The sequence below is a fragment of the Burkholderia sp. BCC1998 genome, assembly GCF_905339875.1.
Taxonomy (GTDB): Bacteria; Pseudomonadota; Gammaproteobacteria; order Burkholderiales; family Burkholderiaceae; genus Burkholderia.
Window position 1 is genome coordinate 1 of the sequence record NZ_CAJPHE010000047.1, and the last position, 11603, is coordinate 11603.

Consider the following 11603-nt stretch of genomic DNA (forward strand, 5'->3'; position numbering starts at 1 on the left):
TGCAGACCTTCCTTAACTTGTGCGGCGAGCTGTTAACCTCAGGCATCGAAACAATCGAGGCCGAGGAGATGGGCAAGCCGATCATCGACGACGAATTGTGGACGCTGATCGAGCCGTTACTGCCGCCAGCCACGCCGCGGCGCGAGAAAAATCCGGGTCGCCTGCCTGTTTCGAATCGCGCTGCGCTGACCGGTATCTTGTTCGTTCTCAAGACCGGACTGCGCTGGCGCGACCTGCCCGCCGAGATGGGATGCGGCTCGGGCGTGACATGTTGGCGACGGCTACGCGATTGGCAGGCTGCAGGCGTGTGGGACCGCTTGCACGAACTGTTGCTGGCGAAGCTGCGAGCAGCAGACCAGATCGACTTCTCGCGAGCCGCTGTCGATTCATCATCGATTCGCGCCGTTGGGGCGGGCCAAAAACTGGGCCAAACCCTACCGATCGTGCGCGACCCGGTTCCAAGCACCACATCGTCACCGACGCCAACGGCACCCCGCTTGCCGCGATCCTGACCGGCGCGAACGTCCACGACGTCACGCAACTACTGCCGCTAATCGACGCGATTCCGCCGATTCGCGGATTGCGCGGCCACCCGCTGCAGAGACCGCGCGTTGTCTACGCCGACCGAGGTTACGACTCCGAGCGACATCGACGAGCGTTGCGCAATCGCGGTATCGAGCCGGTGATCGCCAAGCGCCGTGCCGAACATGGCAGTGGCCCGGGCAAATATCGCTGGGTCGTCGAACGCACACATGCGTGGTTACATCACTTCCGCCGCCTCCGGATTCGTTTCGAGCGTCGCGCCGACATTCACGGGGCATTCCTCGAACTCGGTTGCTGCCTGATTTGCTGGAATACCCTCCGGCGCGCCGAACAGCCTTTTTGAAACCGTCTCTAAGCGTGGAGCCGAAGCCATCTTGACGGCGCGAGCTACCGGTTTCCCCAACGATTGGAAGCCATGCGCATCAGGGTCGTATTGGCCGCACGCAGATCGAACAGTTCGGCGTCGAAGCCGGGGCCAACCCAGTTTCGGTAACGTTCAGCCTCTTCGCTGTTGGGATGGTTGCATAGCGTGTCCAGGAACGCTTCGTAGCCAGGCGGACCGCCCACGTCCTCAGGTGGGCAGGCGCGAGCACCATCAATGACCTGAGCGACGCCCCAGGGTTCGCGCTCAATGGTTTCCATCTTCTCAACGACGATGGCATGCTCCCAGCCATCCCCGAAGTCGTACCGGTAGAGGAAGCGTGAGCCAGATTTCAGGACCTTCTGCAGTCGAACCTTCCGGTCATCGGCAGTCGTGTCCGGATCAGCGAAGTCCAGCACGTCATCCACCTCGAACATGGCGTAGGTCATGCCGTCGATCAGGAAGTCGTGGAGGTGGATGTCTGTCCAGCCGAAGGCTGCCTGCAGGATATGGTGCAGCTTGCGTAGCGACTCGGTTCCTTCGACCTCGATCCGGCGCCAAATGGGCGGCTCGATGTGTTGAAGCTGCGCGTGCAGGGTAAAGCGCTGGAACGATTTTGCCATCTGATCTCCGTGGGAACGAGAAGCCCGCGGCATTATCGCCTTACGATGCCAGGGTGGTCACATTCCAGGGCAGCAGGTCTTCGACCCGGTTGATCGGATGGTCTGCAATGCGCGTGAGTACTGCGCGCAGATACGCTTCGGGATGGAGGTCGTTGAGCTTGGCCGTCCCGATCAGGCCGTAAATTGCCGCGGCGCGTTCTCCGCCCGAGTCAGCACCCGCGAACAGGTAATTCCGCCTCCCGATGGCAACCCCGCGCAACGCACGCTCGACTGGCAGGTTATCGATCTCCAGGCGGCCATCATCGCAATAGCGCGTGAGCGCCTCCCACCGATTCAGCGCATAGAGGATCGCCCGGCTCGTGTCGGATTTGCGCGAGAGCGTCTCCAACATCGCCGTCAGCCAGGTGTGGAGTTGATCCAGCAGTGGTCGGGCGTGGGCTTGCCGATGTGCCCGGCGTTCGTCGGGTGGCTTGCCCCGGATCGTTTCCTCAACCTTGTACAGCACGCCGATACGTTCGAGCGCCTCGGTATTCAACGCATTCGGGCGAGCTGCGTGCAATTCGTAGAACTGCCGTCGGGCATGGGCCCAACACGCTGCTTCGGCGACGCGTCCCGTTTCGTAGATCGCCTGGTAACCGCTGTAGGCATCGGCCTGCAGTGTACCGTTGAACGATTCAAGATGCTGCTGCGGGTGGATGCCCTTGCGATCCGGTGTATAGGCAAACCAGACCGCCGGCGGCGTCAGGTCTCCCGAGTTCCGATCGTCGCGCACGTAGACCCACAGTCGTCCGGTTTTCGTCTTGCCATTGCCCGGCGCAAGCACCGGCACCGGCGTATCGTCGGCATGGAGCTTCGTTGCCGCCATGACGTGCCGACGCAGCGTGTCGACGAGCGGTTGCAGCAGCGCCGCACTGTGACCCACCCACTTCGCCAGCAGCGAGCGATCCAGCTCGACGCCTTCGCGCGCATAGATCACCGACTGCCGATAGAGCGGCAGGTGATCCGCGAACTTCGAGACCAGCACGTGGGCCAGCAGTCCCGGCCCCGCCATGCCTCGCTCGATGGGGCGGCTCGGCGCAGCCGCCTGGGCGATGTGATCGCAGCACGAACATGCCAGCTTCGGTCGCACATGGCGGATGACTCGGAAGCTCGCCGGCACATATTCGAGTTGTTCCGAGACGTCCTCGCCAAGCGGCTTCATCGGCGCACCGCACGCCGTGCAGCTTTCACGGGATTCGGGCCAATGGGTCTGGATCCCGCGCGGCAGGTGTTCCGGCAACGGCTTGCGTTGTACCTGTTCCGGCGCCGTGCGTGGCGTCCTGGGGATCTCGACAGGGACTGCGCCTTCGTCGGCCTCGAGCTCTTCGAGGCGCAGTTCGAGTTGCTCGATCTGGTGGTCCAGCTTCTCCGAGCGACGGCCGAACTGCATGCGGCGCAGCTTTGCGATCAACAGCTTCAGATGCTCGATTTCGGCCTTGGCAGTCGCGTTTGCGGCCTTGTGCGATTCGACCACGTCTTGCAGAAGACCGATACGCGCGTCGCGCTCAAGCAGCAGGGCCTTGAGCGCTTCGATGTCGTCCGGGTACGCGTTCGCCGTCGTCATGCCGGCAGTCTACGCGCCGACCAGCAGGTTTACAACGCCGAGCTTGGCGCCGCCGTGCGCACCGGCTGACGATCGCGGTAGGGACGTTCCTTTCGGAACGCCCCCCGCACAGATCCGGACGTGCCCAATTAAGGCATCCGGCTCCTACCGTCGGTGTTTGACGAGGAAACGTTGTTCCGGCCATGGATGCAGGACTCGCGGCATGGGCAAGTACTTTTCAACGATCACGTTCATGCGCCGCCACGTCAGCCGCCGACGCTGGCTCCGCCTCAGGAGGCTTAGATACCAGCGAATTTTGACCAGGTGGCGAACAGCACGAACAGCTTGGAGATTGGTCGGTACCGCAAAGTAGGCGTAATGCCCTCGCAGTACCTGAGCCAACCACCGGCCTTGCTCGTCAATAGGACTTGACCTCATGTGCCGCAATTCTGTCGCGATTCGCTTGACCGTCTCGGTCTTACGTTTGCGCTTCGTCTTTCTCCAGAGTTGGAATCCTTTACCCCCTCGCTTCTTCCCGCAGATATGCGTGAAGCCGAGGAAGTCGAAGGTCTCGGGCTTCGACAGCCCTTGCGCCGCGCGCCGCTTGGCGACGAAGCGTCCAAACGCGATCAACCGCGTCTTCTCCGGATGCAGGCTCAGCCCAAACTTCGCCAGCCGTTCTCGCAGCTCGTTCAGAAATGCGTTGGCATCTGATACATACTGGAAACCAACGATGGTGTCGTCCGCGTAGCGGACGACGATCATGTCGGCACTCGCATGACGTTTCCGCCACGACTGGACCCACAGATCGTACACGTAATGCAGATAGATATTCGCAAGCAGCGGCGATATTACCGCTCCCTGCGGTGTCCCCTGCAACGTATCGATCCGCTCGCCCTGTTCCAGCACGCCCGCCTTGAGCCATTTCTGGATCAGGCGGATGATCCTTCGGTCGCCGATACGGTGCTCCAGAAACCGGACCAGCCATTCGTGGTTGATCGTGTCAAAGAAGCGGCTAATATCAGCATCGAGGATCCACCAGATATTGCGTCCCTTGATTCCGTACGCCAGAGCATCCAACGCATCATGCTGGCTGCGTCTGGGCCGGAATCCATAGCTAAAACCCAGAAACTCCGCCTCGTATATCGGCGTGAGGATCATGACCGTCGCCGCCTGGACGATTTTGTCTTCCATGGCGGCGATGCCGAGCGGCCGTTGTTTACCATCTGCTTTGGGTATGTACACCCGCCGCGAAGGCAACGCCCGATATGCTCCTGTGTGGAGCCGTCGATGCAGGCACAGGAGATTCTCTTCCAATGCTGCCTCGTACATTCCCCACGTCATCTGGTCAACGCCCGCTGACGCGCTCTTCTTTAACGACAGGAAGCCCGCGCGCAGGATATCAACGTCGATGTGATGCAGGAGCGCTGTCAGTTTCTCCTTCCTGTTTCTGTTGACAGCTTCCCGTATGCGACTCTGCGCCTGTGACACGGCTTCCCGGCTCTGCGTCCGGACCATGCTTTGCATCATCGCATTCCCTTCGGTCCCGCTCCTTCCCTCCACCAGCTCCGCCACGGCTGACGCCGCTTTGTTCGCCGGCTTCCCCGGTACTATGAGCGAGTCTGACTTCTCCGGACCGTGCATCATGGTCTACGGCTCCCAGCCTTCACCATGCGGCCCGTCGCCCGGCTGGCGAGGGCGGTCCGGAGATCTCGCGGTTCCCGCTCAAGAGACGTACACGCATGCCAGGGTCTACAGACGACGCGGAGCCGCCCGCCACTCGCGATATCGCGGCGGGACGTATTGCCTTCTGCTGACTGGAAAGCATCAGCACTCCGATTGGGAAGTCTTTCGTCGCTCAATGGCTGGCCTACGTGCGCCCCTGTCAACGCTTCGGTGACACCCTCGCGGGTGCCCCCGCATGACTCGGGGTCGATGTGATTCGCTAGTTCTTCATCGTAAAGGACTTTCACCTTCTATCTCTTGACGGTCTCCCGTCGCACCCAGTCGATGCCTTCCAGCAGCATGGACAACTGCGCCTGGCTCAGGCAGACGACACCTCCATCCGCCTTTGGCCAGATGAAGCGGCCACGTTCGAGCCGTTTCATCAGCAAACACATGCCGTCACCACTCCACCAGAGCACTTTGACCAGATCGCCGCGTCGGCCGCGGAACACGAACACGTTGCCGCTGTAGGGATATGTGTCACGCCACATATCCATTCTTATGTGCCATAGCAAAATATGTGGCCGCCGACCGCGGGTAGACCTGTTGTCCGAGATGCCGTGCCCCTAGTATCCGCGGTCGACGACACATAACGCTACAGATTCTCAAGGAGACTCAAGACAGCATCCTTCGGCCGAAACCGATGACCTGCAGCTCCTTGAATAGCCGCCTTATCCAGTCCACGTCGCATCATTTCGACATCCGCCGTGGCGTAGCGGTGTGTAGTAGCAACCTGTGCGTGTCCAAGCCACGCTTGGATCGTAAGAAGGTCCACTCCGGATTGAAGCAGCATCATTGCGAGCGAGTGTCGGAACACGTGCGGCGAGATTGCCTTACGCGCGAGCTCTGGCGTTTGTATGGACGCTGCTTCTGCGGCTCGACGTACGATGTGGGTAGCGCCGAAACGAGTCAACCGCTCGCCGCGCACGCCAGCGAATAGCGGCACCGCCTCATGATGGCCGACGCCATTCTCGCGCAGCAAATCGTTGATTGCTGCAACGAGGTCGCCGGCCAAGGGAATCACGCGTTGCTTGCGACCTTTGCCGCGAAGCGTGACATGCGATCGCGCTCCGTCCAGCACCAGGTCGGACGCGTCTACGCCGAGCGCCTCTGAAACCCTGGCGCCAGTGCGGGCAAGGAACAGCAGCAGAACGCGGTCGCGACGGCCACACGCTGAGCACCTGTCCGGCGCATTGATGAGTGCGTCGAGTTCGACTCGGGACAGATATCGGGGGTTGGACAGGTCCGACTTCTTGATTGGGATCGAAAGTACGCGCTGAGCGACACCAAGCGAAGCGGGATCACGAGTCGAAACATGGCGGAAAAATGAACGTATTGCCGTGAGTCGAGAGTTGCGAGTGTGCACGCAGTTGCCGCGCGAGCGTTCCAGATGGTCTAGATACGCCAAGATCATGTCTCGGTCGAGGTCATCAACCGCCAGAGCGCTTGGTTTCTTGCCAGTTCGCTCTGCAGCGAAGAGGACAAGCAGTCGGAGAGCGTCCCGGTATGCAGCAATGGTGGCCGGCGTCGCGTTACGCTGCTGCATCAGTCGTTCGCGAAAGAATGACTCGAAGTGCCGTGCGAGTGAGGGTTGACCGTTCATGCCAAACCTCCCGTGCTGAAAACATTATTTGCCACAAGGCCCAGCAGTTCTGGCGTAGCAGTGATGTAGTAGGCAGTGTCGCTATATCGGTTATGGCCCAAGTAAGTCGCCAGTATCGGCACCATCGACTGAACATCAACCTTCTGCCGGTGCCAGTGCGCAAGGCGCGTGACGGCGAATCGATGGTGCGCGTAGATCGTGAGGCCGCACGGACTTGGTTCCTGCCCTCTTCAGGCCTGCGAGTTCACAGGCTTGATGGAAACCGTAATGCAGGCCGGCCGGGGACAGTCGGGTACCGCGCGTGCTGACAAAAAAGGCCGAACTTGTTTGTACCGGGAAGGCAAGGTCACGATATCGTGCATAGGCTTGCAGGGCCACCAAGGTAGTAGCATGTACGGGAACCAGTCGGTCCTTCCGGAACTTGGTCTTGCGGATTTGCAAGATACCGGTGGATAGGTCGACATCGGTACCATCGAGACGCAGGGCCTCGCCCGACCGTAGTCCAGTGCTCGCTAGCAGACCGATCAATGTCGCTAATGTTTGGCCTCGCAATGGCTGGACGATCGATACCCGCACGCTTGCGTTCATCAGTGAGCGTAGTTCCTCATCGCTCAAGATTCTGGGCGGTGGAATGTGGCGCGATCGAGGCAAGACACGATGATCGAAAAACCCGGTACAAGGGTCGAACGCTGCGTAGTATTCCGCAAAGCGCCGAACTACTCCGTAGCAGATAGCCCTGCCGTTCGACGTAAGATTGCTCGCCATAACGAAGTCCACCGCTAACGCTTGAGATAGCGGACCACCAGCATGGCTAGAGCGAACGTAGCGTAGAAATGCCCGAAGCGTCGCGGCCTGTTTGCGAAACTGATAGCCCAGCGCTCGCTGAAGCGTAATGTAGCTCTCCGTTCCCGCGGTCAACGCACTCAAGAACGTGTCCATGACGCACCTCCGGGAAACGGCAATGGGACATCCGCGAGTTGCGGTACAGCGACCTTGACGTAAAAGGACGTGCTATCGATGTTCCGATGACCTAGTAGATCGGCAATCTCCTTGATTGGCCGTCGCCTCTCAACCAGTCGAGTCGCGAGGCTGTGGCGTAGAAGATGGGCACCACAACGTTGAGCGTGGAGTCCAGCGCGCTCAAGTCGGAAACGCACAATGCGCGAGATGCTGCTGCTGTGAGGAAACGAGCGCACTGGAGGAACGCACGAAAGAAAAACACGACGGTCAGTAGCCGGTGGTCGCGCGTGAAGAACGTATTTAGCGAGGGCTTCACCTGTCTCCGGGAGCAGCGGCGCGACGCGGTCGTGACGCCCCTTGGTGTGACGTAGTAAAACTTCTCCGTTGCGCCACCGTATGTCGTCGAGCTCGAGCTCACGCAGTTCCCTGTTGCGCATGCCTGTCGTGGCCAACAACAGCATTATTGCTCGATCACGTATGCCCGATGGCGTCGTGCTCTCGATGCTATCGATTGCACGCCGAACGTCCTCCCACGGAAGACGCGACGGGAGATGGGCGTGGCGCCAACATGGTGTCCTGGGTACGAAATGCGCGAGGTCTTCCGCGTTGAGACCCGCCCAGTATAAGTAGCGCAGAAAGGAGCGCATGTGAGAGGTGGTCGATGATCTGGCACTGTCGGTTCGGCACCCGGATAGCAGTTCGCCCGTCATGACCAAAACGTGTTTGGCGCCGAGTGTGGCGAGAGGCATACCCCGTAAATGTTGCCTCTGCCAAGCAAGCATCCGCCGGGCTGTCAGAGCGAGACCTTCGTAAGCGCGCAGAAATGGACGTCTGGCACTCAGCGAGCTGACCGTGCAGGCTATGTCCACTGATTTTCAGTGGACACCTTAATGACAGAACAACACTCAGAAGCGTCGTGCCTGAAGGTCGTCACCGTTGGCATAGACGGCAAGCGCCGTTTTGATCGGCGAACCAAACAGCGGCTGGTCGAGGCTTGCCTTGAGCCGGGGGCGTCAGTAGCGGGGCTCGCACTCAGACACGGCGTCAATGCGAACCTTCTGCACAAATGGATCAAGCTGCATCAGCAACGGCTGGCTGATGCTTCAACGCAGTCGTCGACAGCAGAGCCGGCATTCGTGCCGGTCGTCAGAGTCAGCAGCGAACAGGCGCTTGTCGAGATCGAGGGCAAACCTGTGATGTCTTCTTCGCAGGAGACGACAGCTGGTGCGCGAGCGGATCGCCTGGCCTCGTCGACGTTGACGGTCCAGATGCCCAACGGCATCACGCTTAAACTCGAATGCGGCAACAACGACGCGGCGCTGCTGTCAGCAATGATCGAAACGCTCGGGCGGTGCGATGTTCCGGTTAGACGATGAGTTGAAGGTCTACGTGCATCGCGACGCCGTCGATTTCCGTAAGAGCATCAACGGCCTTGCAGCCATCGTCGAGCAATCGATGAAGCTCGATCCGTTCGCGCAGGCAGTGTATGTGTTCAGCAATCAGCGTCGCGATCGCATCAAGATGCTGCTGTGGGACCGTAACGGCTTCTGGCTTCTCATGAAGCGGCTCGAGCAGGATCGTTTCGTCTGGCCGCGCAAAGAAGCGGTCCTCCAACTGCGAACGGAACAACTGCACTGGCTGCTCGACGGCATCGACATCGAAGCGATGCGGGCGCATCCGTCACGCTATTATCAGCGCGTGACCTGAAACACGAACCAGCATTGCTGGTCTAATCCGGCGATGCCGCCACCATCCTCATCTCCCACCGACGAACGGCAGGCGCTGCGCGCAGAACTCGCTGCCATGAAGAGCGAACTGCGTGTGGTGACGGTCGAACGCGATTTGCTGCGCGAGAAGCTCGAGGCCTATCAGCGGCAGTTGTTTGCGGCCAAGAGCGAAGTGCGCGGTGCCGAGCAACGCGACCTCTTCTTGAACGAAGCCGAGGCAGCCGCAACGGGATCTGAGCCTGCGCACGAGAGCGAAGCAGAACAGAGCATCGAGGTCGGTGCCCACGAGCGCAAGAAGCGCGGGCGCAAGCCGCTGGACCCGATGCTCCCGCGAGAGATCGTCCGTCATGAACTGCCGGAATCGGAACGCATTTGCGCACACGACGGGCATGCGCTCGTCGAGATCGGCGCCGAGATCAGTGAGCAGCTCGATATCGTGCCGCAACAGGTTCGTGTCATTCAGCACCAGCGAGTCAAATATGCCTGTCCTTGCTGCGACCTCGGCATCAAAGTGACCCCGGCGCCGGCGCGCATCATCCCCAAGGGTCTACTCTCCGAATCGGCGCTCGCCTGGGTGGTTGTGAGCAAATTCGCAGACGCGCTGCCGCTGTATCGCATCGCCGCGTTGCTGCACCGTTTCGGTGGCGATCTCTCGCGTGGCACGCTGGCAGCCAGCGTGGTGCGTGTCGGTACGGCAGTGCAGCCACTGATCAATTTGATGCGCGACCACCTGCTCGAGTCCGATATCGTCTACGGCGACGAAACGACAGTCCAGGTGCTGAAGGAACCCGGGCGCGCGGCGCAGCGCAAGAGCTACATGTGGGTGCAGATGAGCGGCACCGGTCCGCCGGTTCGATTGTTCAGTTACAGCCCGACGCGCAGCGCGGCACAAGCCGCGACGCTCTATGCTGGCATCAAGCACGGCGCGGCGTTGATGACTGACGGCTATGAGCCGTACAACGATGTCGCCCACAGCAACCAACTCGTGCATCTGGGCTGTTGGGCGCACGCACGTCGTTACGTGATCGAGGCGGAAGAAAATCTGCCAAAGGCGCAGCGTGGTCGCGACCATCCCGTCAGTGAATTCATTCGACTGATTGGGCACCTGTTTGCGATCGAATCGCGCTGTGAGGACATGCCGCCGGAGAATCGGTTGCTCGCCAGGCAACGCGAGAGTCGGTTGATCCTCGGGCAAATCGAGGATCTGCTACTGCGTCAGTTGCATGTGGTGTTGCCGCAAAGTGCCTTCGGCAAAGCGCTGCACTACCTGCAGGGTCAATGGCCGAAGCTGACCCGCTACGTCGAGAACGGTGCCTGGCCGATCTCGAACAACGCATGCGAGAACGCGATCCGGCCGTTTACCGTCGGGCGAAAAAACTGGCTCTTCTACGACACGGTTGCCGGAGCGAATGCTGCAGCTAACCTGTATTCGCTGATCGAAACGTGCAAGGCGAATAACGTCGAACCGTACGGCTACCTCGTCGCGCTGTTCAAGGCACTCCCGCTCGCAAACACTGCCGACGATTACGAGACCCTGCTGCCGTGGCGGGTCGCCGCCTCAACTGACTGAGGCACAGTCGGTCGCCTCGCGCAAGCCACGTCGTCTACTGAGCGCTTACAGACCTTCACAAGTCTTGGGATGCAAACCGCGAACGATGCGCAGATGCTGCATGTAAGCAGTCAGGAACGGGCTGTCCAGATCCTTGGGGGGAGGCTCGACTGCAAATCGGTCCGGAAAGCATCTGGCCGCAAAGCAGAGCGCTCCGTGTGCGGCCCAGCGGGCCTCAGTCGTTGGTCTTGACTGTAGATAGCGATCAACGATCTGAGGAGGAATCGGGACCGATCTGCGGCAACCACATTCGGTTGCATACGTGCTGAACCGTGCGATGCGCGCCAGATACAGCTTCGCAGATGCATGTTTGTACCCTGCATCGAACAGGCTGTCGGCAATACGATCGATCTCATTGCCGAGCGCACCGCTGCGAAATCGCGCGATCACTCGGTTGTACTTGAAATATAGCTCTAGCATGACCACTCCTTCCGTGACAGGCCAGGGTCAATCCCGGGCACGGAGAGAGTGGAATCCAAATCTTATGTGGCGGCAAATTGCAAACCATCCGACGACGCCGGAGGCGCTCTGAAGGTACGTCGCATATCGCAGCCCGCCACATAAGAATGGGTCTCGCTCCAGCACGGTCTGCACCTTCGCGGCAAGGCTGTTGAAGCCGGAGCGCATGTCGGTCACGCCGGCTGCCAACCACACCCGCGTCCCGGCGGGAAGGCCCAGCATCACGAACCCGCTCCCAGCAAGCTCGTGAGTACAAGCCGCAGTACATCGGCCTCCGGCTTGCCTTCGAAACAAACACGTACGCCACGATATTCGACGACCAGACTGGATGATCCGATCGGCTCTGGTATCGGCGGCGATGCCATCTGAACAGGCAGGAATAATTCGGCGGGTGCTGATGTGGGTGTCGCG

General features: G+C 60.3%; 14 protein-coding genes. 4 read left to right on the forward strand and 10 right to left on the reverse strand.

Translation table 11 applies throughout. The features are described 5' to 3' along the window. The first annotated feature begins 68 nt into the window (after positions 1-68). A protein-coding gene (locus U5A56_RS36305; RefSeq protein WP_257776080.1) for an IS5 family transposase occupies positions 69-886 on the forward strand; the annotation gives its coding sequence in 2 pieces (ribosomal slippage) (positions 69-417 and positions 417-886; 819 coding nt in all). Positions 887-930: 44 nt separating this feature from the next. On the opposite strand, the gene U5A56_RS36310 is transcribed toward U5A56_RS36305, so the two are convergent. The 7 genes from U5A56_RS36310 to U5A56_RS37290 all read right to left on the reverse strand — a co-directional run bounded on the left by U5A56_RS36310 (position 931) and on the right by U5A56_RS37290 (position 8179). Beyond that, the gene (locus U5A56_RS36310) at positions 931-1527 is read right to left on the reverse strand and encodes a plasmid pRiA4b ORF-3 family protein (protein WP_257776070.1); all 597 of its coding nucleotides are present in this window, start codon (positions 1525-1527) and stop codon (positions 931-933) included. 40 nt (positions 1528-1567) lie between these two features. Beyond that, positions 1568-3130: an IS66 family transposase gene (gene tnpC / locus U5A56_RS36315; protein WP_257776071.1), complete on the reverse strand. Its 1563-nt coding sequence runs from the start codon at positions 3128-3130 to the stop codon at positions 1568-1570. Between the two features lie 144 nt (positions 3131-3274). Further along, positions 3275-4753, reverse strand: coding sequence for a group II intron reverse transcriptase/maturase (ltrA, locus tag U5A56_RS36320; RefSeq protein ID WP_374692806.1), 1479 nt, complete (start codon positions 4751-4753; stop codon positions 3275-3277). Between the two features lie 332 nt (positions 4754-5085). Further along, positions 5086-5331 carry an IS66 family insertion sequence element accessory protein TnpB gene (tnpB, locus tag U5A56_RS36325; RefSeq protein WP_374692804.1) on the reverse strand — a complete coding sequence of 82 codons (246 nt, stop codon included), beginning with the start codon at positions 5329-5331 and terminating at the stop codon, positions 5086-5088. 98 nt (positions 5332-5429) lie between these two features. After that, positions 5430-6437, reverse strand: coding sequence for a tyrosine-type recombinase/integrase (locus U5A56_RS36330; protein ID WP_257776073.1), 1008 nt, complete (start codon positions 6435-6437; stop codon positions 5430-5432). Positions 6438-6572: 135 nt separating this feature from the next. After that, positions 6573-7376, reverse strand: coding sequence for a tyrosine-type recombinase/integrase (locus U5A56_RS36335; protein ID WP_257776074.1), 804 nt, complete (start codon positions 7374-7376; stop codon positions 6573-6575). Beyond that, on the reverse strand, positions 7361-8179 hold the full coding sequence (locus U5A56_RS37290) for a site-specific integrase (RefSeq protein WP_374692805.1): 819 nt from the start codon (positions 8177-8179) through the stop codon (positions 7361-7363). The genes U5A56_RS36335 and U5A56_RS37290 overlap by 16 nt, the downstream gene beginning before the upstream one ends. Positions 8180-8287: 108 nt before the next feature. Here U5A56_RS37290 and tnpA point away from each other — a divergent pair, with 108 nt between their 5' ends. The 3 genes from tnpA to tnpC (U5A56_RS36350) are packed head-to-tail and all read left to right on the forward strand — an operon-like array spanning position 8288 to position 10694. Further along, positions 8288-8773 carry an IS66-like element accessory protein TnpA gene (gene tnpA / locus U5A56_RS36340; RefSeq protein WP_257776075.1) on the forward strand — a complete coding sequence of 162 codons (486 nt, stop codon included), beginning with the start codon at positions 8288-8290 and terminating at the stop codon, positions 8771-8773. 1 nt (position 8774) lies between these two features. Continuing rightward, the gene (tnpB, locus tag U5A56_RS36345; RefSeq protein ID WP_257776076.1) at positions 8775-9104 is read left to right on the forward strand and encodes an IS66 family insertion sequence element accessory protein TnpB; all 330 of its coding nucleotides are present in this window, start codon (positions 8775-8777) and stop codon (positions 9102-9104) included. 33 nt (positions 9105-9137) lie between these two features. Then, a complete protein-coding gene (gene tnpC / locus U5A56_RS36350) occupies positions 9138-10694 on the forward strand; it encodes an IS66 family transposase (protein WP_257776077.1) in 1557 nt (518 codons plus the stop codon). Positions 10695-10739: 45 nt separating this feature from the next. Here the strand turns inward: tnpC (U5A56_RS36350) and U5A56_RS36355 are convergent, their stop codons facing one another. From U5A56_RS36355 to U5A56_RS36365, 3 genes are all read right to left on the reverse strand, one after another. Next, positions 10740-11153 (reverse strand): hypothetical protein, encoded by a 414-nt coding sequence (locus U5A56_RS36355; protein ID WP_257776078.1) that lies wholly within the window; start codon positions 11151-11153, stop codon positions 10740-10742. Between the two features lie 27 nt (positions 11154-11180). Next, positions 11181-11414, reverse strand: a complete 234-nt coding sequence (gene tnpB, locus U5A56_RS37295; RefSeq protein ID WP_374692807.1) for an IS66 family insertion sequence element accessory protein TnpB — start codon at positions 11412-11414, stop codon at positions 11181-11183. After that, positions 11414-11603 (reverse strand): hypothetical protein (locus U5A56_RS36365; protein ID WP_321927300.1); only part of this gene is annotated, 190 nt, incomplete at its 5' end. The genes U5A56_RS36365 and tnpB (U5A56_RS37295), both read right to left, overlap by 1 nt.